This is a genomic window from Actinomadura sp. 21ATH (assembly GCF_041951345.1).
Lineage (GTDB): Bacteria > Actinomycetota > Actinomycetes > Streptosporangiales > Streptosporangiaceae > Spirillospora.
Map to the genome: position 1 here is coordinate 170,050 of NZ_JBGNUR010000007.1, position 23,221 is coordinate 193,270.

Consider the following 23,221-nt stretch of genomic DNA (forward strand, 5'->3'; position numbering starts at 1 on the left):
AGGACGTGATGGTGCAGGCCTACATCCTCATCCAGACCGAAGTGGGCAAGGCGGCCGAGGTGGCCGCCGAGATCTCCGGGATCTCCGGCGTGGCCCTGGCGGAGGACGTGACGGGACCCTACGACGTGATCGTCCGAGCGGAGGCGCGCAATGTCGACGAGCTGGGCAAGCTCGTCGTCGCGCAGATCCAGGCGGTCGAAGGGATCACCCGCACCCTCACGTGCCCGATCGTCCACATCTGACCGAGACGTAGCCGACGGCTCCCTACCGCGAAGCTTCCCCGTGCCTCGACGCTCCACCGGTTCCCGGCGTACCGCGCCCCGTGTCCTCGCGCTGCCGGCGGCCGCGCTGCTGGCGGCGGGGTGCGCGGGCGGGGCCGTCCAGGTCCCGGTGCCGGCGGCGGACGCGGCGGGCGAGCGGCTGTGCTCGGGGCTGCGGCTGCCGGAGACGGTGCACGGCGAGTCGCGCCGCGACACCTCCCCCGAGTCGCCGCTGACGGCCGCGTGGGGCTCGCCCGCGATCGCGCTGCGCTGCGGGGTGCCGCGCCCGGCCGGGCTCCAGCCGGCGTCGCAGCTGATGACGGTGAACGGGGTCGACTGGTTCGGCGTGCCGGCCGACCGCCCGGTGACGTGGACGGCGGTGGCGCGGCAGGCGTACGTCGAGGTCACCGTGCCGGCGAAGTACAGCCCGCCGGGAGATGTCCTGATCGAGCTGGGGCAGGCGATCGCGGCGACGATCCCGAAGAAGCCCGAGGGCCAGATCTGAGCACGGATCCGAGGCCCCCGGGCCCGCCGGGACGCGGCGCCGCCGGAAAGCGGCGTCACCAGATGGGGACGGGGCCCTCGCCGCGCTTGTAGTAGCCGGGCAGCGGCCCCTTGACCGAGCGGTCCATGCGCCGCTTCATCCCGTCCGACAGCACGTCGGCCCGCATCATCTCCATGAAGATCGCGGCGGCGTTGCCGAGGTCGAACCAGTCGCGCTGCCACGACCACTGCCGGTTCCCCGCGTACCGGAACCAGCTGCCGCCGATGCCCGCGACCTCGTAGGCGCCGCCGTCCTCGCGGCGGACGTCGGCGATCTGCTTCCAGAACCCGACGACCTCGCCCTTGCGCTCGTCGACCAGGATGCTCTGGTACGGGTACGTCCAGCCGTCCAGGCCGCCCATCTCCTGGCCGAGCGCGATGTTCCGGATCTCGTCCCGGCCGATCGCCATGAAGTCCTGGTTCGGGCCCATGTTCCAGCCGTACGTGGCGTCCTCGGTGTAGAGGTCGGCGAGCGGGCGCCAGTCGCCCAGCTCCTCGCAGCGCTTGTTCTCGTCCAGCCAGTGCTGGACCATGTCGTCCATCTCTTCGCGGGAGAACTCCGGCATCACATCTCCTGAAGCTTGATCGCCTGGGTGGGGCAGTAGCGGACGGCGGCGGCCACCTCGTCGCGGTGGTCCTCGGACGGCTCCTCCTCGAGAACGCGGACCTTGCCCTTGCCGGGGACCTCGAACACGTCCGGGGCCTCCAGCTCGCACATCGCGTGCCCCTGGCACAGGTCCAGGTCCACCTCGATCCTCATCGGCGCCTCACCTCCGCCGCCTGCGGTACCGGGCCTTGCACGGCCGGGCCAGCTGGACGACCATCTTGGAGTGGTCGTTGCGGTACGTCTCCGGCGGCTGCGCCAGCTCGAACTCCCAGTCCCGCAGCAGCACCGAGAAGATCGCCTTGAGCTGGATCATCGCGAAGTTGGCGCCCACGCAGCGGTGCCGGCCGGCGCCGAACGGCACCCACGTCCACCGGTTGAGCAGGTCCTCCTCGCGCGGCGCGATGTAGCGCTCGGGGCGGAACGCGTCGGGCTCGGGGAAGTCCTCGGGGATCCGGTTGGAGACGGCCAGGCTGCAGCCGACCATCGTCCCGGCGGGGATGTGGTGGCCCACGACCTCCTGGTCGGACTGGGCGACGCGCAGCAGCAGGATCAGCGGCGGGTGCAGCCGCAGCGCCTCCTTGATCGCCGACTCCAGCCGCGGGATCGCGCGCAGCGCCTGGAAGGAGACCTCGCTGCCGTCGGCGTACAGGTCGTCCAGCTCGGCCACCACGCCGTCCAGGACGGGCCGGTGGCGCAGCAGCTCGATCAGCGTCCACGCGGCGGTGCCGGAGGTGGTGTGGTGCCCGGCGAACATCATCGAGATGAACATGCCGGTGACCTGGTCGGCGGAGAACTTCGGGGAGCCGTCCTCCTCCTTGATGGACATCAGCACGTCCAGGAGGTCGCGGTCCTCGCGCGGCGGCTTCGGCTCCCGGCCGTCCATGATGCCCTGGACCAGCGCGACGAGGCCCGGGCGGGCCTCGTCGCGCTTGCGGAAGCTCTCGATGTCGGCGTACGGGTCGACGTAGGCGATCGCGTCGGTGCCGCGTTCGAGGTCGTGGTACAGCTCGGCGAAGCGGCTGTCGAGCTGCTCGCGGAACTTCTTCCCGATCAGGCACGCCGACGAGGTGTAGATGGTCAGCTCGGCGAACCAGTCGAGCAGGTCGATCTCGCCCTCGTCGCCCCAGCCGGCCGTCATCCGGTCGACCTCGGCGGCGATGGTGGCGGCGTGCCCCTTGAGGAACGACCCCTTGAGCGCCTGGTTGTGCAGGGCCTCGCGGCGCTGCTCGGGGGTGGCGTCGAAGACCACGCCCTCGCCGAAGATCGGGGTCATGAACGGGTACGCCTCGGCCTGGTCGAGCTCCTCGTCCGGCGACCGGAAGAAGAACTCGTTCGCCTCGGCGCCCGACAGCAGCACCACGCGGCGGCCGGCGAGGACGAACTCGCCGACGTCGCCGCACTCGTCCCGGACCCGCCGCATCAGCCCGATCGGATCGGTGCGCAGCTCTTCGAGGTGATCGGGGCCGCCCGACACGACGGGCGGCGCGAGAAGCTCGGTCATTTCTCCTCGGTCCTGTTCTCTTCGAGGGGTGACTGCTCTGCGAGGGCCGGCTGCTCTGCGAGGGGCGCCTCGGGCTGGACCTCGACCATGTGCAGGTGGGCGCCGCGCGGCGTGCCGACGATCGTCGCGACGACGGCGGCGATGTCGGAGGGCCGCAGGAAGTAGGGGTGGCGGGCCGCGCCCCACCTGACCCAGTCGTCCAGGACGTTCGCGGTCGTCCCGGCGTCCCAGCCCATGCCCATGCCGGTGGCGGTGGGGCCGGGCCGGACGATCGACGCCCGGACGCCGGTGCCCTCCAGCTCCATCTGCATCGTCCGCGCCATGCCCTCGACGCCGTTCTTGGCCGCGACGTAGGCGCCCGTCCACGTCCGCGGCACCCCGACCGTGTCGGACGAGATGAAGACCAGGTCGCCCCTCCTGCGCGCGACCATCCCGGGGACGAAGGCCGCCACGAGGCGGTGCACGCCGACCAGGTGGACCTGGATCTGCGCCAGGAACTCGTCGGGGTCGAGCTCGTGGACGCGGCCCGCCGCCAGGTCGCCGGCGCCCGACACGACGATCTCGGCCGGGCCGAGCGCGTCCTGCGCCGCCGCCGCGAACGCCTTCACCGAGTCGGAGTCGCCGACGTCCAGGTGGTGCGCGAACGCCTCGCCTCCCCCGGCCCGGATCGTCGCCGCGAGCTCCTCGCACTTCTCGACCCGGCGGGCGCCGAGCGCGACCGGGTACCCGGCCGTCGCCAGCGCGGTCGCGGTGGCCTCGCCGATGCCCGACGAGGCACCGGTCACGATCGCGGGGCGCCGTTCCGGATGGGGATCGAATCTGGGCACGCCTACCGCACCTCCAGTCGTACGGGAAGGGACGCGAATCCGCGGACGTTGGCCGCGTGGACCCGTTCCGCGCGGGCCTCGTCGACGTCGTAGGACGAGACCGCGCGGACCAGCTCGCCGAGCGCGATCCGCGCCTCCAGCCGCGCGAGGTTGGCGCCCAGGCAGAAGTGCCGGCCGGCGCCGAAGCTGACGAGCTGGGACGTGTCGCGGTCCAGGTCGTACTCGGCCGCGCGGTCGAACACGCGCGGGTCGCGGTTGGCGGAGCCCACCAGCAGCAGCATCCGGTCGCCCGCCGGCACCTTCCGCCCGTACAGCTCCTGCTCCTCGGTCACGGTGCGGGCGAGCATCTGGCTGGAGGTGTCGTACCGGAGCGTCTCCTCGACCCAATCGTCCACGCGCGCCGGGTCCCGGAACGGCTTGGCTCCCTGGGCGGGATTGCGGTGCCCCCAGTAGAGGGCGTTGGCGAGCAGCTTGGTCGTGGTCTCGTTGCCGGCGACGACCATGAGGAAGAGGAACGCGATGATCTCGCGGTCGGCGAGCCGGTCGCCGTCGATCTCGGCGTCCAGGAGCGCGGAGGTCAGGTCGTCCCGCCTGGCCTTCTTGCGCTCCGCCAGCATCTCCTCGTAGTAGCCGACGAGGGTGAGGGCGGCCTCCATGCCGGCCGGGGGAACGTCGTTCAGGCCGTCCTCGCGGTGGACGACGAGGTCGGCGAGCCGCCGCACCTCCGCCCGGTCGGGCTCGGGGACGCCCATCATCTCGGAGATGACGTCCATGGGGAGGAGCCCGGCGAAGTCGGCGACCCAGTCGCCCTCGCCCTTCTCCAGGAGGAGGTCCATGTGCCGGCGCGTCAGCCGCAGGATGTCGTCGCCCATCTCCTTCACCCGCCGGGGCGTGAACCCCTTGGAGACCAGCGCGCGCATGCGCGTGTGCCGGGGCGGGTCGAGCGCGAGGAAGGACATCGTCTTGGACGCGTGCGGCCCCCACGCGCTCGGCTCCACCGAGACGCCGTTGGAGCTGGAGTACGCGCCGTGGTTCCGGAACGCGGCGGACACGTCGGCGTGCCGGGACAGCGCCCAGAAGCCGATCTCGTCGTTGCGGTAGAGCGGCGCCTCTTCCCGGAGCCGCTCGTACGTCGGGTAGGGGTCCTCGTGGACGGCGTAGTCGAAGGGGCTGTAATGGACGTCGGGGGGCTGGGGGGAGGAATGGCCCATGGCCGTCACCTCATTCGGGGTCGGGCAGGATGAGCTCTGCCATCTCGGCGAGCCGGTCGGCCATCCGGGCGTACGAGGTGTAGCCCATTCCGGCGTGCACCAGCGCACCGGCGTACGCGAGTTCGAGCGCGCCGAGGATCCTCGGATCGGCGCCGTCGCCCATGGCGGCCTCCAGCCGCCGCCTGATGGAGACGCCGATCCGCATCCGCAGCTCGCGGACATCGGGGTCGCTCCCGAGCATGGCCGCCGTGCAGGCCGCCGCGAGCTCGGGCTCGTCGGACACCAGGAGCGCGACCTCGCGCAGCACCTCGTTCACCCGCTCGCGGCGCGTCCCGCCCGCCGGCACCGGCGGCAGCGCGTTGAGCCGCCGCCAGAACACCTCGGTGATCAGGTGGTTCTTGGAGGCGAAGTAGGTGTAGGCGGTGGCCGGGGCCACGCCCGCGCGCTTGGCGACGTTCCGTACGGTCAGGCCGTCGAAGCCGGTCTCGCGGATCTCCTCCACCGCGGCGTCGGTCAGCCTCCGCACGGTGTCGGCCTGCCGCTCGGTGAGACGCCGGCGGGTGGACTCGGTGATCAGCTCCTGGTTTCCGGACACGTGTCCAGACAATAGTTCAGCAAACGCGCGGCGGCAACCTCCCCCGCCGCCCGTCCCGCACCCGCCGCCCGGCACGGGCCGCGCCATGGAAGTGATCTCCGCGTCCTGCGACCATGGGCCGATGCCGCCCGTCGAGGTCTCCGCGCGCGAGGCCGAGGTGCTCGCCGCCGTCGGCCGCCACCTGACGAACGTCCAGATCGCGCACCGGCTGCACATCTCGGTGCGCACGGTCGAGAGCCACGTCTCGTCGCTGCTGCGCAAGTACGGCGTCCCCGACCGGCGGGCCCTGGCCATCCTCGCCGCGCAGGAGCGTACCGGCGAGGAGGACCGCCCGATGGCGGGCCTGCCCGCGGCGCGCACGTCGTTCGTCGGGCGGGCCGCCGAGCTGGCGGAGATCGAGGCCGCGATCGGGACGGCCCGGCTGGTGACGCTCCTCGGCCCCGGCGGGGCGGGCAAGTCGCGGCTGGCGGCGGTGGCCGCGGCGGCCTCCCGGCACGGCGGCGCGTTCGTGGACCTGGTGCCGGTACGCGGCGGGTTCGTCGCCCAGGCCGTCGCGGCGGCGCTCGGGGTGACCGAGAGCCCGCGGACGCCCCTGGAGGCGGGCATCGCCGAACGGCTCGGCCGCCGCCGCGCGCTCCTCGTGCTCGACAACTGCGAGCACCTCCTGGACGCGGCCGCCGGGTTCGCCGACCGGATCCTGGCCGCCTGCCCCGGCACCCGGATCCTGGCGACCAGCCGGGAGCGGCTCGGCGTCCCCGGCGAGCGGATCGTCCGGGTGGGACCGCTGTCGTCGGACGCCGAGGCGCTCTTCGCCGACCGCGCCCGCGCCGCCGACCCGGACTTCACCGCCGACCCGGGCACCCTCGCGGAGATCTGCGCCCGGCTCGACGGCATGCCGCTGGCGATCGAGCTGGCCGCCGCCCGCAGCGCCGCCCTGGGCGCGGCCGGCGTGCTGGCCGCCCTGGACGACCGGCTGCGGCTGCTGGCCGGCGGCCGGGGCCGCGACGAGCGGCACCGCTCGCTGCGCGCGGTCCTCGGCTGGAGCCACGACCTGCTCGACGCGGAGGAGCGGGAGCTGTTCCGGCGGCTGGCCGTCTTCGCGGGCGACTTCGACCTCGGCGCGGTGTGCGCCGTGACGGCCGCTCCCGGCACGGGGAGCGCCATGCCGCTGCCGGGTGCCGCCGCCGATGTGCTGGGACGCCTGGTCGACAAGAGCCTCGTCGTGAAGGCGGCGGCCGGGCGCTGGCGGCTGCTGGAGACCGTGCGGGACTTCGCCGCCGAGCGGCTGGCCCAGAGCGGCGAGCACGAGGACCTGCGGCGGCGGCACCTGCTCTGGGCGTCCCGTACCGCCACCGCGCTCGCCGAAGCGCTCGATGCCCCACACCGCACCCCAGACCACCCGGCCGCGCCCAGGGCCGCCGACGAGAGGTGCGCCCCGGACGCCGCGGCGGGCTTCGACGTCGTCGCGGGGGATCTGCGGGTGGCGCTGGAGCGGGCTCCCGCGGATGCCGGGGAGATCGCTCACCGGCTGGCGCGGGCGCTGGGACGGCTGGCGTACGCGCGGCGCTTCCAGGCCGAGGCGTACGGGCACTTCCTGGAGGCCGCCGAGCGCGCCGCGTCGCCCGCGGAGGCGGCCCGCGACCTGCGGAGCGCGGCCGACTGCGCCCATGTCGTCCCGACCGGCGGCGACCGGCACTTCGCGCTGCTGCGCTCGTCCGCCGACCGGTCCCGCGCCGGCGGGGACGCCGCGGGCGAGGCGGCCACGCTCGCCGCGGCGGTCGTCACCACGGCCCGCAACCCCGGCTGGTACACGGTCCCGCACGGCGAGCTGCGGCGGCTGCTGGAACGGGCCGAGGCCGCCGGCGCGGACGGCGGGCCCGCGGTCGCGGCCTGGCTCGCCGCCGCCCGCGCCTGGCTCGCCTCGCCCGAGCCGTACAGCGCCGACCGCGCGCTGGCCGAGGAGGCGGTCACGGCGGCGCGCGCCGCCGGTGATCCCGTGCTGGTCAGCGCCGCCCTCGACGCGACGATCAGCGCCGCGCTGCGCGAGGGGCGGCTGCGGGACGCGGCGCGCGGCGCCCGCGACCGGCTCGCGCTGCTGGCCCGCCTGCCCGAGCACGATCCGCGCTGCGCCGCCGAGATCGTCGACATCTTCCATGTGGCGGCCAACTGCGCCACCGCCGCCGGCGACCTGCCCGCGGCGCTGGCGGCCGGGCGGCGGGCGCTGGCCGACGACCTGCTCGGCGGGCAGTACTTCCTGTCGACGAACACCGTCGTCCTGCCGCTGGCGCTGAGCGGCGCGTTCGACGAGGTGCTGCGGCACGCGGCGGCCGCGCTGGAGAGCTGGCGGCGGGCCGGCGGCCCGGGCGGCGGCATGATGCGGCCGGTCGCCGTGGGCCCGGCGCTGGTGCACGGCCTGCGCGGCGAGCGCGCGGAGTACCTGGCGTGGCGGGAGCGGGCGTCCGGGGCGGCCGGCGGGCAGGTGTTCGACCACGCGGCGCTGACCGGTTTCGTCGACGCCCGCGTCGCGGTGCACACCGGCCGGCTCGATGCCGCCGCCGATCTCGTCGCCGCCCTGTTCGACGACCGCACGCTCTACCGTGGCTACGCGCACGCCGCCGGGGCCGAGCTCGCCGCCGTCGCGGGCCTGCCCGGCGCCGCGGAACGGGTCGCCGCCGCCGAGAGCGCCGCCGCCGAGAACGCGTGGGCCGCCGCGTGCCTGGCCCGGACACGCGGACGGCTGAACGGCGACCGGGACGAGCTGGCCTCCGCGGCCGAGCAGTGGGAGCGCATCGGCGCCCGCTTCGAGCGCGCGACCACGCTGGCGCTCCTGCCCGGACGCGCCGCCGAGGGCCGCGCGGAACTCGCGGCCCTCGGCTGCCTCTAGCTCAGGAAGCGGTGCGGCGCCGGACGGCGAGCAGGGGCACCGGCATCAGTGCCGCGACCAGGCCGAACGCCGCCGGGTAGCCGGTGTGGACGGCGATCAGGCCGAAGCCGAGGGCGCCCGCGCCGATCCCCGCGTCGTACGCGACGTTCCACAGGGCGCTGACCGTGCCGTAGGACGAGGCGGGCACGCGGTCGAGCATCACGACCATGCTCGCGTTGCCGGTGAGCCCGAACCCGATCCCGAACAGGACCATCCCGGCCAGCGCCGAGAGCGGCTCGGGCACCAGCACCAGCGCGGCGATCCCCGCGGCCGCGATCAGCAGGCCGGGCACCAGCTGCCGGCCGGCGCCGTTCCGGTCGCCGCGCCGCCCCGCCCACCACCGGGTCGCCGTCGCCGCGAGGGACTGCGCCAGCAGCGCCCACACCGCCACGCCGCCGGCCGCCAGCGGCAGGAACGTCGCGGTGACGCCCATCGCGACCGTGACCGCCGCGAAGATCGCGCAGGGGACCAGCAGCGCGGGCGTGCGGGCCGCCGCCAGGACGCCCAGCGGCTCCTCGGGCGCCGGCCGCCGTCCGGGCAGCCGCCGTACCGCCGCCAGGCCCGCCAGCGCGGACACGCCGGCCAGCGCGAACACCACCCGGTACCCGGCCGCGTCGCCGAGCCACAGCCCCAGCGGCAGCGCCACCACGCCGGGCACGCCGCACGCCACGCCGTACACGCCCAGGCCCTCGCCGCGCCGCGCCGCCGGCACGATCGAGGCGACCAGCGCCCCGCCCAGCACCACGGCCACCGCGAGCCCGGCGCCCCGCAGCAGGCAGGCCGCCAGCACCGTCCCCATCCCGCCCGAGACGACCAGCGCCAGCGCCGGCGCGCCCAGCAGGACGAGGCCCGCGCCGAACACCGGCCGGTACCCGAACCGGCGTACCAGCCCCGGCACCGCGAGCTCGGCGGCCACCGTCGCCGCCATCATCACGCCCGTCGTCAGCCCGGCCCCCACGCCGCCGGCCCCCGACGCCTCCGCGTACCGCGGCAGCGCCGAGAACAGCAGGTAGAAGCTCGTCGCCGCCCCGACACCGGCCGTCATGACCAGCAGGAACGCGGGCGTCAGCAGGCGTTCCCGCTCCGTCTCGTCCGTCTTGCTCGTCCGGTCCAGCGTGGCGGTGTTCATCGCGGGGCCTCCTCGGCAGCCGTCCTACCGCCGAAGACTCGCCTCCGCCGCCACGGACGGGCATCCGTGGCCACCACGGATCCGCCACCGATCCGCCGGTCAGCTCCCCGCGATGATGAAGTCGGCCGCCCGCCACGCGAGCGCCATCACGGGCGCGTTCAGGTTGCCGGACGGCGGGCACCTCACCATGAGCTCCGGTCGCTTCACCGCCACGGCCGCGTGGGCCTCCTTGATGATGTCCTTGCTGAACATCGGTAGCTCCAGGTGGCGCGACAGCGTGCGGGCCAGCGTGGTCTTCCCTGCCCCGGGCAGCCCGTTGACCAGGATGGCGACTGGTGTGGTCATGCCGCCACCCCACCACGCCCAGCCGAAACCTACGGACTCCAGGTCGATGTCGATTGCCCGCGTGTCGACGGGGTCAGGTCCGCAGGAGCCGTTCGGCGTGGCCGGTCTCGTCCTGCTCGATGGCGCCGGGGTGAGCGCTGCGGAGTCGCCAGCGGGTCACGGTGCCGTCCGGGGTGGTGAGAGTCGCCTGGGACAGGGCCGCTTCGATGCGGCGGCGCACTTCGGCCTCGGCCGCGGGTTCGGTGGCGAAGAGCACCCGCAGCCGTACCTCGTCGCCGGAACGGTGCGCCGCGGTGTGGTGGGGCGCGAGCGGGCATGGCGGCTCGTGCTCCCAGTGCCCGCAGAGCGCGGCGGTGACGGCGGCTCCCGGTGCTCGGACGTCTCCGGCCGCCATGGTCACCACGGCCTCATGGACGAAGGCTCGGCGCATGCAGTCAGTATCATCTCGGCCGCGCCGCCCCGCGAACGCCTGGACTCCCCGCCGGCGCTAGCGATCGTCCACGAACCGGGACGATCAGGGGGCCAGGAAGGCGCGGGCGTGCTCGGCGACGATGTCCGGGCGCTCGTCGGCGATGAAGTGGCCGCAGTCGGGAACGAGATGGACGTCGAGATCGGCGTACGGCTGGTGGCCGTCGAGCACCCGGTGGCTGAGGAAGACGTCGCGCGTGCCGAACACGAGCCGGGTCGGGACGGCGAGGGGGCTCCGGTAGCGGCCGCTCATCACCGCGCGGAACTCGCGCAGGACGAACGTCCGGTAGACCATGATCCCCGCACGGGTCCGCGCGGGATCGGTGTAGCGGTCGGCGAAGGCGTCGATGGTCCGCCGGTCCCACACCGACCGGTCGTGGACGCCCAGCCGCAGTATCAGGCGGGCGAACGCGCCTTTGCGCAGTGCCAGCCGGCCGATGCCCGGCGCGATGATGACCTGCTGGTACCAGAAGCGCCACAGGTGCGGCAGCGCCGCCAGCGGCCGCGACCAGGGGTGGACGATGTTGAGCGCCAGGAAACGGTCGAAACGCTCCGGTGCCTTCAGGCAGAGCAGGAAGCCGATCCAGCCGCCCCAGTCGTGGCCGACCAGCTTGACCCGGTCGAGGTCCAGGGCGTCCATGACGGCCAGCACGTCCCGCGCCATCTCCTCCTTGGCGTAGCCGTCCGGCGGCGCGTCCGACCAGCCGTGCCCGCGCAGGTCGATGGCGACGACCCGGTGGTCGGCCGCCAGCTCGGGGATGAGGTGCCGCCACTCGTACCAGTGCTGCGGGAAGCCGTGCAGCAGGACCACGGTGTCGCCGGCGGTCCCCGCCTCGGCGACGTGGAACCTCATGCCCCGGGCCTCGACCCATCGATGGGCGACCCCTTCGACGTGCGGCGGTTCAGCGTCCATGGCACGGCCTCCGATCTCCGTGCAGGATCATCTCATCGCCCGCGCCGGCATCCGGGCTACACGCCGGAACCGGCGGCGACCTCGTCCGAGATCTCGAACGACAGGTGCGGTGACAGGGCGCGGAGGAAGTCGGCCGCGTCGAAGATCTGCCCGGCGGAGGCGACCCCGGTGGTCCGGGTCCGGCCGGTGAGGACGCGGTCGACGGCCTCCACCGCGAGGGGCGCGCTGATGGCGTAGATGTCCCGGCCGCTCGCCGTGGCGCGGCGCTCCTCGCCGCCGGAGCGGACGACGACGTCCACGAGGAAGGTCTGGTCGGAGCGCCCGCGCTCGTCGGCCGCCGCCGGGGAAGGGGTGCCGGGGGCCGACAGGTCCTCCACCGCCTCGACCGTCATGTACGAGCGGACCTCGGGGACCTCCAGGTGGCTGGGGATCGTGACGACGTCCGCCATGCTGAACTCGCCGACGACGGGCCGGGCGCCCATCGGCTCGGGGAACGCCCACTCCAGGGACGGGAGGTCGTCCTGGTGGTACTCCAGCCTCCCGTTCGTGAAGCGGACGCGGCGGCCGTCCCGCCGGTCCCGCGAGACGGTGCCCGAGTCCCGCGTCCCCGCGGTGGGGTGCCAGCTGCTCAGCGCGTACGCGATGTGCGCCTCGTCGGCGGCGGTGCGGTCGTCCAGCGCGGCGGTGGCCAGCAGGTCGCCGAGGCCGCCGAAGAACGCCATCGCCGGGACGATCACGGCCCCGGCGGCGCGGGCCCGCTCGCCGAAGTGCGCGAACGTGTCGGCGTTGGCCTCGATCTCGGCCGCCACGTCCACGTACGGGACGCCGGCGCGCAGCGCCGCCTCGATGACCGGGGCGGCCGTCGCGGCGAACGGCCCCGCGGTGTTGATCACCGCCGCCGCGCCGGCCAGGGCGCGGTCGAGCGAGGCCGGGTCGTCGACGGACGCGGGCCGGACGCCGGCCCCCGGGAAGTCCGCCGCCAGCGCTTCCAGCTTCCCGGCGTCGCGGCCGGACAGGACCGGGACGAACCCGCGCTCGCGCAGCTCCGCCACCACGAAGCGTCCCGTGTGGCCGTACGCGCCGAATACCGTGACCGCCTGGCCGGTCGCCATCGTCGCCTCCATCGTGCTCGGTCGATCCATGACGACGATCTTGGCGGGACCGGCCGGTCCGCACGAGTGTCCGGAACGCCAATGCTCGTACAATTCCGGACATGAGAACTGTCGCGGTCGCCGTCACCGACGGGATGCTGCACTTCGAGCTGTCGGTGGCCTACGAGGTGTTCGGCCCGCCGCCGGCCGCCGTGACCGTCCCCTGGTACGACCTCGCCGGGTGCGGGACGGGCGCCGTCCGGGCCGGCCGGTTCCTGCTGGAGCCCGACCACGGGTTCGACCGGCTGGCGGACGCCGACACGGTGATCGTTCCGGGGTGGGCGGACGTCGACGCGGACCCGCCCGGCGACCTCATCGACGCGTTGCGCGCGGCCCATCGGGCGGGCGCGCGCGTCGCCTCCCTCTGCACGGGCGCGTTCGTGCTCGCCGCCGCGGGCCTGCTGGACGGGCGGCGCGCGACCACGCACTGGGCGCACACCGATGCGCTGGCCGCGCGCTACCCCGAGGTGGACGTCGATCCGGACGTGCTCTACGTGGACGGCGGCAGCGTGCTCACCTCGGCGGGGAAGGCCGCGGCGATGGACCTGTGCCTGCACCTGGTCCGGCTCGACCACGGTTCGGCGGTCGCGAACGTGGTCGCGCGCCGGCTGGTCGTACCGCCGCACCGGGCCGGCGGCCAGGCCCAGTTCGTCTCCGCGCCGATGCCGGAGCAGGCCGACCATCCGCTGGCGGCGCTGTTCCCGTGGGCGATCGAGCGGCTGGACCGGCCGCTGACCGTGGAGGACCTGGCCCGCCAGGCCGCGATGAGCACGCGCAACCTCGGCCGCCATTTCCGGACGGTGACCGGCACCACCCCGTTGCAGTGGCTGCTGGTCCAGCGGATCCGCCGCGCGCAGGAACTGCTGGAGACCACCGACGACGGTGTCGAGGCGATCGCGGCGGCGACCGGGATGGGCACCGGCGCGACGCTGCGCCGCCACTTCAACCGCGCGGTCGGCGTGCCGCCCGACGCGTACCGCCGCACCTTCCGCGCCGAGCACCGGGGGCGGGGCGCCGGTCAGGGGCCGCCGGGCTCCGGCACGCGGCCGGCCGACCACGGCCCGGGGGCGTCCAGCAGCCCGAACACCTGGCCGGTGCGCTCCTCGGGCCAGGCCGCGGTGGCGCGCTGACCCCGGAGCCGGCCGAGGTCGCGCGCCATGAGCCGCAGCACCGCGAACATGAGCACGTCGTCGTCGAAGGCCCCTCGATGTAGGCGGTGGCCATCCACGGCGGGTCCGCGGCGGGGTCGGCGCCGACCGCCTCGGCGGTGCAGAAGCCGTTCACCCGGCTGGCCGCGCGGACCTCCCGGGCGAAGCGGCGCCGGAACCCGGGGTCGTCCGCCGGCTCGGGCCGGATCATCTTGACGGCGACCGGCCTACCGCCGGGCGAGCGTCCCAGGAAGACCCGGCCCATGCCACCGCTCCCGAGGCGGGCCACCAGCCGGAACGGTCCCGCCGTCCGCGGATCGCCCGCCGCCGGTTCCTCCACTCGGCCTCCCATCCGGCGCCACCGGACGCGATTCTCCCCGCGGCACCGAGGTGGCCGTCAAGGTTCCCGCCCGTCCCCGGTCTCCGGCGGACGGGCCGGCGGAGACCGGGGCGGGGCGTCATGCGGACGCGGCGGCCTCGCGGGTCAGGAAGTCGCGGACCAGGGACGCGATCTCGGGGCCGTGGGTGTCGAGGGCGAAGTGCCCGGCGTCGAGCAGGTGGATCTCGGCGTCCGGGAGGTCGCGGGCGAACGCGCGGGCGCCGTCCGGGCCGAAGATCTCGTCGTTGCGGCCCCAGACGGCCAGGAGCGGCGGCCGGTGCGTGCGGAAGTACTCCTGGAACGCGGGGTAGGCGTCGAGGTTGAACTGGTAGTCCCAGAAGAGCTGGAGCTGGATCTCCTGGTTGCCGGGCCGGTCGAGGTACGCCTGGTCGAGCGTCCACGCGTCGGGTGAGACGCGGTCCAGGCGGTCGGCGGGGACGCCGTGCGTGTACTGCCACTCGGTCGCCGCGGGCTCCAGCAGTCTCCGTACGGCGGGTTCGTTGGCGGCGCGGTCCTTGGCGTGGGCGAACAGGACGTCCCAGAACGGGGTGAAGCCCTCCGTGTAGGCGTTGCCGCTCTGGCTGACGATCGCGGTCACGCGTTCGGGCCGGCGGGAGGCGATCCGGAGGCCGATGGGGGCGCCGTAGTCGTGGATGTACAGCGCGAAGCGGTCGAGGCGGAGCTCGTCCAGGAGCGCCAGGGTGATCTCGGTGAGCCGTTCGAAGCCGTAGTCGAACTCGTCCAGCCGGGGCATGGCCGACCGCCCGAAGCCGATGTGGTCGGGCGCGATCAGGTGGAAGTCGTCCGCGAGGTCGCGCAGGAGGTCGCGGAACATCGCCGAGCTGGTCGGGAAGCCGTGCAGCAGGACGAGCGCGGGCTTCGAGGGGTCGCCCGCCTCCCGGTAGAAGACGGGCAGGCCCTGGATCTCGATGGTGTGGTGCCGGATGGTCATCGCGTCGCCCTTCTAACCTTCTAAAACACTATCAACAGTTAGAGACTCGCATGGCCTACCTAACTTGTCAACGGCATTTAGAAGGTTAGAAGGGTCCGGTCGTGAACGGGCTCAGTCGCCGCGGCGGCCGAACTCGCGGTCGAGGACGGCGCGGGCGACGGCGGAGCCGAGCCGGGTGCCGTCGTCGGAGGCGCTGCGGTAGTGCACGCCCGCCCAGATCCTGGCCTCGCCCAGCTCTGCCCTGGCCTCGGCGAGGCTGCCGTAGCGGCGGGTCGTGCCGGAATCGGCGCTGTAGGCGCTGAACGAGATGTCGTCGCGGCCGAAGAACCGCCCCCAGCCCGCCGTGACGGCCGAGGTGTAGCAGGCGTGCCCGGACGGGTACTCCGTGGACGGCGCCGTGGTCCGCAGCGGAGTCCAGGACGGGTCGGCGCGGGTGGCGGGGTTGCCGTCGGTGTCCGCGAGCGGGATCGCCGTCACCGGGCGCCAGAAGCTCCAGTACTTCTTCTCCTTGTAGCAGGCGACCAGCGCGTCGGCGGCGGCCACGCCCGCCATCGCCAGCAGGCGGGCCGTCTGCAGCTCGCCGAGCCGCCGGGTCGCGGCGAGCTGCCGGCCGATCGCCCACTCCACCTGCCGCGGGTCGTCCCACCACTTCGCCGCGTCGGTCTGGTCGGGGGTCCGCGACGTGCTGGCGGCCGAGCCGAGGGACTGCACCTCGTTCAGGTCGCGCGCGTACGCGGCGCTCCTCAAGGCGGGCGGACCCGGGGTGCGGTAGTCGCCGGGGTCGTCGATGACGAACGGCTTCAGGGTGGCGTACCAGGCGCCGACCTGGAGGAACCCCGGCGGGGTCGGCCGCCATTCGCCGGGGCGGGTACCGACCCGCCAGGTCGCGTCGGAGAACGCGCCGTCGTCGCGGCGGGCCTCGATCATCGCGGCGGCCGCGGCGGCGCCGACGGCGACGCCGCCGCGTTCCGGACGGCCGTCGGGGATCGCGGCGAGCGCCTGCTCGTACTGCGCGCGCAGGGGCTCGGCCTGGTCGGGGAAGAGCCAGCGGAGCGTGCGGTACGCGGCGGTGGCGACGGCCGCGGGGGTCGAGTCGCCGGGCCGGCTGCGGGGCGCGACCAGGTACGGCTCGTACGGGGCGCCGGCGACGGCGTTGACCGCGTCGTACACGGCGCCCTGCACGATGGCGAAGCTGCGGGCGGCCGCGGTCGGCGACTGCCGGGCCCGGTCGAAGATCGCCGTCTCGGCGTGGACGTCCCAGGTGAGGACGGCGCCGGCCGGATGGGCGCCGGGGGCGGCGGCCGGGCGGGCCCGCGCCGTACCGGGCGCGGCCACCACCGGCGCGGCGAGAATGAGCGCGGCAATGGCCGCCTTGCTGCGCGTTCCACGAGAATTCACGGGCTCGCGAATGGACTGTGACATGGAGGCCCCCATCAACTGATCTGCACCGGCCCTGGCAAGGAACTCAGTGTCCGGCCATGGCCGGGTCGGGGCAATGAGACGGTGCCGGCGAATTCGCGCGGGCGGGCGCGTTCGAGCGGAACCGGGGCGAGCTCGCTCGGGCGTCATGGCCGCTGCGAGCTGCTGCGACATGAGCGCCTGCTCGGCGGTGTTCCGTCATCGGCGGGCCGGAATGGGCCATGACCGGCCGCCGGTGTCGCCCCGCCGGTGAACCGGTATCCGCCCGGCACGAATGTCGAGATAGACACGGAATTGCGGGGAATGCTCATCCGATTCCGGTCGGCGCGTACGTCCGAAATCCGGCCGCCGCACGAAATGCGAGGACAGGGGGCGCCGGGCGGGGCCGTTCCGGCGCCGACGCCGGTCTGCCGGCGTATCCGGAACGCGACCTGCCGGGCGGCCTGGAAACCGCTCGGCACGCCGCTGCCGGGGTGGCCGCTGTGCCGGTTCGCGGCCACCCTCGACAGCCGGGACGCCTCCGGGAACGCCCTGGCAGCGCCCGCCCCGCAGCCCGGCGGGGACGCGTCAGAAGGGGTACGGGAGGGCGGGCATGCGTGCCCTCCAGACCTTTTCCAGTGCTCCGTTCTCGATGATGGTGGCCAGGGCGCCGTCCAGGTCGGCGAGGACGTCGGGGCGGTCCTTGGCGACGGCGACGCCCCAGCGGTTGCCGGTCGGGACGGTGAAGGCCAGGTCGAAGTCGGGGTCGTCGCCCAGCGGGACGAAGACGACGTCGTCGTCCACGACCGCGTCGACCTCGCCGCCGCGGAGGGCGGCCAGCATGTCACCGAAGACGTCGTCGGTCGCGCCGCCGAACGGGACGGCCACGGCGCCCTCGAACGTCTCCGCGAGCGCCATGTTGGTGCTGCCCTCGATGGCCGCGACCCGGAGGCCGCGCAGGTCGGCCGGGGACGCGACGGGCGTCCCCCGGCGGACCAGCACGGACTCGTTGAAGACGGCGTACGGGCGGGTGAAGTCGACCTGGCGGCGGCGCGCCTCGGTGATGCCCTGGCCGCACCAGACCGCGTCGGCCTCGCGGGACCGGAGGGCCGGGACGAACTCGGCCCACGGCGTGAAGACCCATTCGACGGAACGGTCCAGGACGGCCGCGCACAGCTCGGCCAGGTCGGGCTCGTAGCCGTCGCGCGTGACGCCGTCCGGGCTCTTGGAGAACAGCGGGGGCGCCTCGGCGTCGATGCAGGCGAGGCGGAGCGGCGCGGCCATTACGGGAGGTGCTCCGCGTACATGTCGCGCTCCCAGTCGGTGATGTGGCCGCAGAAGCGGGCCCACTCGTCGCGCTTGAGGTCCAGGTACAGGCCGGTGAGGTCGGCGGGGAAGGAGCTCTGCACGATCTGGTCGGCCTCGAACGCGTCGAGGGCGTCGCTGAGGGACAGCGGCAGCGGCTCGAACTTCGACGGCGAGCCCTCGTAGCTGCTGCCGGACTGGGGCGCGCCCGGGTCGATGGCGTTGTCCAGGCCGTCCTTGATGGCCGCGAGGAGGGCGGCGTGCGACAGGTACGGGTTGACGCTCGCGTCCGGGATCTTGAACTCCAGCCGGCCGTTCGCCGACAGCCGCACCGTGCAGGTCTTGTTGTCGAAGCCCCAGTTGATCTGCGAGGGGGCGAACTGGCCGGCGTCCCAGTACCGCTTGTACGAGTTCACCGTGGGCCCCATCAGCGCCATCATCCCGGCGGCGTGCGTCAGGATCCCGCCGACCGCGTGCCGGCCGGCCTCGGTCAGGTGCATCTCGGTCACGTCCGGATCGGCCAGGATGTTCGTGCCCTCCCCTCCCTCCTCGCCGACGCGCCACAGGCTGAGGTTGTGGTGGCAGCCGTTGCCCATCACGCCGGTCGCGGGCTTGGGCATGAAGCTGGCGGTCACGCCGAGCTCGCGGGCGACCTGGCGGCAGATCTGCCGGTACGTGACGAGCCGGTCGGCGGTCACGTCGCAGTCGTCGAACAGCCAGTTCAGCTCCAGCTGGCCGGGGTCCTCGTAGTCGCCCTCGATCATGTCGAAGCCGAGCGCCTGGCCGTACCGGATCACCCGCTGGAAGACCGGCCGCATGACCTCCAGGCAGTCGATGTGGTACGACGAGCTGGAGCCGGGCTTGACGTGCACCTCCATGCCGGGGCCCGTCCAGGTCATCTCGGGCTCGCAGCCGCTGCGCAGCCGCAGCCCGGTCGCCTCGGTGAACGCCTCGTGCGCGCGCAGCAGGTTGGTGCGGCCGTCGGTCGCGAGGATCCGGCCGCCGACGTCGGCGCGGTGCGCGGGCTCGTACACGCGGCAGAAGAAGCGCCCGACGGTGGTGTCCCAGGGCAGGACGGCGAACGTCTCGGGGTCGGGCATCGCGGTGAACTCGGCGGCCTCCGTCCCGCCGCCGAGCAGGTTGCCGAGCCGGTCGACCTGGAGGTCGGACATCGCGGTGCGGTGCAGGTTGACGCCGCGTTCGAGGTTGCGGGCCAGGTGCCGGGCCGGGACGACCTTGCCGACGACGCGGCCGGTCAGCGAGACGGTCTGGTAGTAGAGGAACTCGACGCCGGACTCCTCCACCCGGGCGAGGATGTCGGCGGCCGCGGCGGCGTTGCGCTGCCGGTGCTCGTCTAGGGGGGTCGTGCTCATGGGTGGGACCTTCCGTTCAGCTGACGAGGTCGCGGTACTGGCGGTGGCGGGCGGGCGGGATGCCGACGAGGGCGACGCCGACCATCCGGCGGTCGCGGTAGTAGGCCATCGCGACGCCGCCCTTGAGGGCGCGGGGATGGTCGAGGCCGCCGTCGAGCAGCTCGCAGCGGTCGCCGAGGCCGGGGGCGCCGAAGCTCTGCACGCGGACGTCGTACTGGTCGCTCCAGAACGACGGGACGGGCGCGAACGGCGCGTCGTCGGGCGCCCGCACGCCCAGGTGCGCCGCCAGCGTGGCGGCGGCGCGCTTGGCGGTGTCGGTCGGGACGCACCAGTGCTCGACCCGGCGCGGCACGTCGTCGTAGCGGGGGTTGGGGAAGCGGGCCACGTCGCCGACCGCGACCACGCCGGGGCGGCCCTCGACGCGCAGGAGGTTGTCGCACAGGACGCCGTCGTGCAGGTCGAGTCCGTTGCCGCGCAGCCATTCGACGTTGGCCTGCGAGCCGATCGACTCGACGACCAGGTCGGCGGGGACGAGGGTGCCGTCGTCCAGGACGGCGGCGGTGACCCGGTCGCCGTCGGCGAGGAACTCGGCGACCATGCGGCCGGTGATGAACCGGACGCCCTGGTCCTCGTGGTGGCGCCGCAGGACGCGGCCCAGCTCGGGGCCGAGGGCGCGTTCCATCGGCTCGGCGCACGGCTCGACGACGGTGACCTCGCAGCCGGCGCGCAGCGCGGTGGCGGCGACCTCGCAGCCGATGAAGCCGCCGCCCATGACGAGCACGGAACGGCCCCGGACGAGCCGGTCGCGCAGGTCGACGGCGTCCTCCAGCGTGCGCAGGACGTACCGGCCGCCCGCCGGCCCCGGCACGGTCGCGCGGCGCGGCCGCAGCCCGCTGGCGACCACGAGGCCGTCGAAGGTGAGCCGGGTGCCGTCGGCCAGCTCCAGCCGCCGGGCGGTCAGCGACGACCGGACGACGGGGTTGCCGAGGATCCAGCGGGCGTCCTCGACGCTGCGGCGGCGCCGGAACACGGCCGCGGCGTGCGCCTCGGCCAGCCCGCCGGCGCCGACCTTGCCGGCGAGCAGCTCCTTGGACAGCGGGGGACGGTTGTACGGGAGGTGCTCCTCCGCCCCGACGATGGTGAGGGCGCGGTCCCAGCCGGCGGCGCGCAGCTGCTCGGCGGCGCGCAGCCCGGCCATCCCGGCCCCGACGATCACGACATGGCCGCCCATGTCAGCCCTCGATCAGGATGGCCTGGACGGGGCAGACGTCGGCGGCGTCCTCGACGTCCTCGCGGAGCTCCTCGGGCGGGGCGTCGTCGTACTCCAGCTTCCCGTCGTCGTTGATGCGGAAGACGTCGGGGGCGGCGATGGCGCACTGCCCGTGGTCCTGGCAGACGGCCAGGTCGACGACGACCTTCATGCGGTGGTTCCTCCTGAGTGGCTGGTGGCGGGGGTGAACGCGATGGGCAGGGTGGTGGGGCCGGTGTTGCCGCTGAGCGGCAGCGACCGGATCTCGCCGCCGGGGCGCGGGTCGCGCATCCGGCGGGCCAGCAGGGGGAGCGCCTCGCTCATGTCGCAGCGGGCGACGAAGTGGCCGAGGCAGTGGTGGGCGCCGCCGCCGAAGCCGAAGTGCGGCGGGCGCTCGGCGGTGATGTCGAAGCGGCCGTCCGGGACGGCGAGCGGGTCGGTCCCGGCGGACTCGGTGAACAGGTGGACGGTGGTGCCGGCGGCGATGTCCAGGCCCTCGAACTCGAAGTCCTCCAGGGCCTCGCGGGTCACCCAGGTCGTGGTGGGCGCGACCCGCATGACCTCCTCGACGGCGGCGGCGCCCAGCTCGGGGCGCTCGGCGAGGACGCCCCACTGGTCGGGGTGCCGCATGAACGTCTGCATGGCCAGGCCGAGCTGGTTGCGGGTGGTGTCGAAGCCGCCGAAGATCAGCAGCACCATCGAGTCGCGCAGCTCGGTGTGGTCCAGCCGGTCCTGGTCCTTCCCGGCCTGGACGAGCCGGGTGACGAAGTCGTCGCGCGGCTCCCGGGTGCGGTCGGCGATCAGCTCGTCGACGTAGCCGTACAGGTTGTCCAGCGCCGCCTCGATCCTCGGCAGGTCCTCGGCGATCGTGACGCCCATCGCCAGCCCGATCGTCGCGGAGTCGCGGGCCAGCACGGGCCACTCCTCCTCGGGCAGGCCGAGCATGATGGCGATGACGCGGGCGGCGTACGGCTCGGCGAACTCGGACACGAACTCGCACCGGTCCGGCTCGGCGAACCCGTCCACCAGCTCGCCGGCGAGGGCGCGGAAGCGCGGGACGAGCCCGCCGATGAGCCGGCGGGAGAACGCCGGGTTCATCAGCCGGCGCAGCCGGTGGTGGTCCGCGCCCTCTTTGTTGAGCACCCAGTTGGCCCACCAGTCCGCGAACGGGCCGGTGGTGATGCCGTGGTGCGCGGGCCATTTGGCGCTCCCCTGCCGGAGCCGGGGGTGCTTCAGCAGGCGGCTGACCTCGTCGTACCGGAGCACGGCGATGCCGTAGTTGGTGCGGGCGTACCAGCCCTGCTCGCGGGCCTTCCTGACCTCCGCGGACTGCACCGAGAACGTCGGGTCGGCGATGTTGAAGTAGGGGGCGTCGAAGTACGGGGCTGCGGTCACGCTCCTGCTCCTTGCTTGGCGGGGATCGCGTCGCCGGCGGGGGCGTCGCCGCGGCCGTAGTGGCGGGTCACGGTCATGTAGACCAGGCCGAGCACGATGACGACGGCGCCGGAGAGAAGGACGATGTAGTTGTCGTACCAGGGCACGTCCGGCGTCCGCGGCCACGCCATGTTGATCATGGCGAGCACGCCGTACACGAGCGCGGCGACGTTCACGGCCAGGCCCCAGCGGCCGAGGGTGAACGGGCCGGCCGGCCTCCAGCCGCGCAGCCGGGCCCGCAGCGCGGCGAGCACGACCATCTGGAAGCCCAGGTAGATGCCCAGCGAGGCGAACGAGATGATCTTCGTGAGGGCGTCGGCGGAGACCTTGGAGCCGATCACCAGCAGCGCGGGCAGCACGGCGGCGAGCAGCAGCGCGTACGGCGGGACGTGCCGCGCGGCCGAGAACCGGGCCAGCACCCGGCTGCCGACGATCATGTCGTCCCGGGCGTAGGCGTAGGTCAGCCGGCTGGCGGCGGCCTGGAGGCTCATCGCGCAGGACACGAAGGAGATCAGCACGATGCCGAGGATCACCTTGACCATCGTCGGCCCGAACGCGGCGGTGAGCGCGGTGGTGACCGGGTCGGCGTCCGCGCCGGAGATGACCGCGCCGAAGTCGGCGACCGACAGCACCAGCGCGAAGGTGATGAACGTGGCGGCCGCGCCGCCGACGTAGATCGTCATCCGCATCGCCTTCGGGATGCGGCGGGCCGGGTCGCGGACCTCCTCGGCGACGTCGCCGCACGCCTCGAAGCCGTAGTACTGGTAGATGCCGATGAGCGAGGCGGCCAGGAACGCGGCGGCGTACGATCCGCCCGCGCCCGTCCCCTGGCCGTCGAAGAAGACTCCGAGGCCGTGGTGGCGCTCGGTGGCCAGCAGCCAGACGCCGACGACCAGCGCGCCGACCAGCTCGGCGGAGAAGCCGATGATCGCGGCCAGCGACAGCCAGCGGGTGCCGGACAGGTTGATCAGGGTGGCGATCAGCAGGACGGCCAGCGCGCAGCCGATCGTGGTGGTGACGGTGGGCTCGAAGCCGAGCATGGCGGCCGCGTACGGGCCGGCGCCGTAGCTGACGCTGGCGATCGTGGCCAGCAGCGCGAACAGGTAGATCCAGCCGCTCATCCAGGCCCAGCGCCGGCCCCAGAGCCGCCGGGCCCAGGGGTAGATGCCGCCGCTGACCGGGTACTGCGAGACGACCTCGCCGAAGACCAGCGCCACCAGCAGCTGGCCGATCCCGGCGATGACGAGCGCCCACACCATCGGCGGCCCGGCGGTGCCGAGCGAGAACGCGAACAGCGCGTAGATGCCCACCACCGGGGACAGGTAGGTGAAGCCCAGGGAGAAGTTGGCCCACAGGCTCATGTCGCGCCGGAAGTGGGACTCGTAGCCGAGTGCGGCGAGCGTGGCGGAGTCGTCGTCGTGAGGGGGCGCGGCGGCCGGTGGGGCCGCGTCAGGTGTGGCGGACACGGGGGGTCCTCCCTCGTCGGGGTCCTGGCCTGTGCCCGGACCGC

At 74.1% G+C, this 23,221-nt stretch carries 23 protein-coding genes; 4 read left to right on the plus strand and 19 right to left on the minus strand.

Annotated elements, in window-relative coordinates; translation table 11 throughout:
* Positions 1–8 precede the first annotated feature (8 nt).
* Positions 9–242 carry an Lrp/AsnC family transcriptional regulator gene (locus tag ACA361_RS22210; protein ID WP_375014545.1) on the plus strand — a complete coding sequence of 78 codons (234 nt, stop codon included), beginning with the start codon at positions 9–11 and terminating at the stop codon, positions 240–242.
* Between the two features lie 40 nt (positions 243–282).
* On the plus strand, positions 283–765 hold the full coding sequence (locus ACA361_RS22215; protein ID WP_375014547.1) for a DUF3515 domain-containing protein: 483 nt from the start codon (positions 283–285) through the stop codon (positions 763–765).
* Between the two features lie 55 nt (positions 766–820).
* Here the strand turns inward: ACA361_RS22215 and ACA361_RS22220 are convergent, their stop codons facing one another.
* Genes ACA361_RS22220 through ACA361_RS22245 form a run of 6 tightly spaced genes read right to left on the minus strand, consistent with a single transcriptional unit; the run spans position 821 to position 5,544 of the window.
* Positions 821–1,369 carry a hypothetical protein gene (locus tag ACA361_RS22220; RefSeq protein ID WP_375014549.1) on the minus strand — a complete coding sequence of 183 codons (549 nt, stop codon included), beginning with the start codon at positions 1,367–1,369 and terminating at the stop codon, positions 821–823.
* Positions 1,369–1,563, minus strand: a complete 195-nt coding sequence (locus tag ACA361_RS22225; RefSeq protein ID WP_375014551.1) for a ferredoxin — start codon at positions 1,561–1,563, stop codon at positions 1,369–1,371. The genes ACA361_RS22220 and ACA361_RS22225 overlap by 1 nt, the downstream gene beginning before the upstream one ends.
* Before the next feature lie 7 nt (positions 1,564–1,570).
* Positions 1,571–2,911, minus strand: coding sequence for a cytochrome P450 (locus ACA361_RS22230; protein WP_375014553.1), 1,341 nt, complete (start codon positions 2,909–2,911; stop codon positions 1,571–1,573).
* On the minus strand, positions 2,908–3,738 hold the full coding sequence (locus ACA361_RS22235; protein ID WP_375014555.1) for an SDR family oxidoreductase: 831 nt from the start codon (positions 3,736–3,738) through the stop codon (positions 2,908–2,910). Before ACA361_RS22235 ends, ACA361_RS22230 begins: the two co-directional genes overlap by 4 nt.
* Before the next feature lie 2 nt (positions 3,739–3,740).
* Positions 3,741–4,949, minus strand: a complete 1,209-nt coding sequence (locus ACA361_RS22240) for a cytochrome P450 (RefSeq protein WP_375014557.1) — start codon at positions 4,947–4,949, stop codon at positions 3,741–3,743.
* 10 nt (positions 4,950–4,959) lie between these two features.
* The gene (locus tag ACA361_RS22245) at positions 4,960–5,544 is read right to left on the minus strand and encodes a TetR/AcrR family transcriptional regulator (RefSeq protein WP_375014559.1); all 585 of its coding nucleotides are present in this window, start codon (positions 5,542–5,544) and stop codon (positions 4,960–4,962) included.
* Between the two features lie 121 nt (positions 5,545–5,665).
* On the opposite strand from ACA361_RS22245, the gene ACA361_RS22250 reads away from it, so the two are divergent.
* Positions 5,666–8,428: a LuxR C-terminal-related transcriptional regulator gene (locus ACA361_RS22250; protein ID WP_375014561.1), complete on the plus strand. Its 2,763-nt coding sequence runs from the start codon at positions 5,666–5,668 to the stop codon at positions 8,426–8,428.
* 1 nt (position 8,429) lies between these two features.
* Here ACA361_RS22250 and ACA361_RS22255 read toward each other — a convergent pair whose 3' ends face one another.
* The 5 genes from ACA361_RS22255 to ACA361_RS22275 all read right to left on the minus strand — a co-directional run bounded on the left by ACA361_RS22255 (position 8,430) and on the right by ACA361_RS22275 (position 12,464).
* On the minus strand, positions 8,430–9,596 hold the full coding sequence (locus ACA361_RS22255; RefSeq protein WP_375014563.1) for an MFS transporter: 1,167 nt from the start codon (positions 9,594–9,596) through the stop codon (positions 8,430–8,432).
* Between the two features lie 99 nt (positions 9,597–9,695).
* The gene (locus ACA361_RS22260; RefSeq protein ID WP_375014565.1) at positions 9,696–9,941 is read right to left on the minus strand and encodes a zeta toxin family protein; all 246 of its coding nucleotides are present in this window, start codon (positions 9,939–9,941) and stop codon (positions 9,696–9,698) included.
* Between the two features lie 73 nt (positions 9,942–10,014).
* The gene (locus tag ACA361_RS22265; protein WP_375014567.1) at positions 10,015–10,371 is read right to left on the minus strand and encodes a hypothetical protein; all 357 of its coding nucleotides are present in this window, start codon (positions 10,369–10,371) and stop codon (positions 10,015–10,017) included.
* 84 nt (positions 10,372–10,455) lie between these two features.
* Positions 10,456–11,322 (minus strand): alpha/beta fold hydrolase, encoded by an 867-nt coding sequence (locus ACA361_RS22270; protein ID WP_375014569.1) that lies wholly within the window; start codon positions 11,320–11,322, stop codon positions 10,456–10,458.
* A gap of 56 nt (positions 11,323–11,378) precedes the next feature.
* Positions 11,379–12,464, minus strand: a complete 1,086-nt coding sequence (locus ACA361_RS22275; RefSeq protein ID WP_375014570.1) for a saccharopine dehydrogenase family protein — start codon at positions 12,462–12,464, stop codon at positions 11,379–11,381.
* A 71-nt stretch (positions 12,465–12,535) separates the two neighbouring features.
* Between ACA361_RS22275 and ACA361_RS22280 the strand changes: the two genes are divergently transcribed.
* Positions 12,536–13,603 carry a helix-turn-helix domain-containing protein gene (locus tag ACA361_RS22280; RefSeq protein WP_375014572.1) on the plus strand — a complete coding sequence of 356 codons (1,068 nt, stop codon included), beginning with the start codon at positions 12,536–12,538 and terminating at the stop codon, positions 13,601–13,603.
* A 476-nt stretch (positions 13,604–14,079) separates the two neighbouring features.
* Here ACA361_RS22280 and ACA361_RS22285 read toward each other — a convergent pair whose 3' ends face one another.
* The 8 genes from ACA361_RS22285 to ACA361_RS22320 form a co-directional block, all read right to left on the minus strand.
* Entirely contained in the window at positions 14,080–14,952 is an 873-nt protein-coding gene (locus ACA361_RS22285) for an alpha/beta fold hydrolase (RefSeq protein ID WP_375014574.1), read from the minus strand.
* A gap of 111 nt (positions 14,953–15,063) precedes the next feature.
* Positions 15,064–16,374, minus strand: coding sequence for a vanadium-dependent haloperoxidase (locus ACA361_RS22290; protein ID WP_375014576.1), 1,311 nt, complete (start codon positions 16,372–16,374; stop codon positions 15,064–15,066).
* Between the two features lie 564 nt (positions 16,375–16,938).
* A complete protein-coding gene (locus ACA361_RS22295) occupies positions 16,939–17,634 on the minus strand; it encodes a substrate-binding periplasmic protein (RefSeq protein WP_375014578.1) in 696 nt (231 codons plus the stop codon).
* On the minus strand, positions 17,634–19,028 hold the full coding sequence (locus ACA361_RS22300; protein ID WP_375014580.1) for a glutamine synthetase family protein: 1,395 nt from the start codon (positions 19,026–19,028) through the stop codon (positions 17,634–17,636). Before ACA361_RS22300 ends, ACA361_RS22295 begins: the two co-directional genes overlap by 1 nt.
* 16 nt (positions 19,029–19,044) lie before the next feature.
* The gene (locus ACA361_RS22305) at positions 19,045–20,259 is read right to left on the minus strand and encodes an NAD(P)/FAD-dependent oxidoreductase (protein ID WP_375014582.1); all 1,215 of its coding nucleotides are present in this window, start codon (positions 20,257–20,259) and stop codon (positions 19,045–19,047) included.
* A 1-nt stretch (position 20,260) separates the two neighbouring features.
* Positions 20,261–20,449: a ferredoxin gene (locus ACA361_RS22310; RefSeq protein WP_375014584.1), complete on the minus strand. Its 189-nt coding sequence runs from the start codon at positions 20,447–20,449 to the stop codon at positions 20,261–20,263.
* Positions 20,446–21,672, minus strand: a complete 1,227-nt coding sequence (locus ACA361_RS22315; protein WP_375014586.1) for a cytochrome P450 — start codon at positions 21,670–21,672, stop codon at positions 20,446–20,448. Before ACA361_RS22315 ends, ACA361_RS22310 begins: the two co-directional genes overlap by 4 nt.
* Entirely contained in the window at positions 21,669–23,177 is a 1,509-nt protein-coding gene (locus ACA361_RS22320) for an APC family permease (RefSeq protein ID WP_375014588.1), read from the minus strand. Before ACA361_RS22320 ends, ACA361_RS22315 begins: the two co-directional genes overlap by 4 nt.
* Between the last annotated feature and the right edge of the window lie 44 nt (positions 23,178–23,221).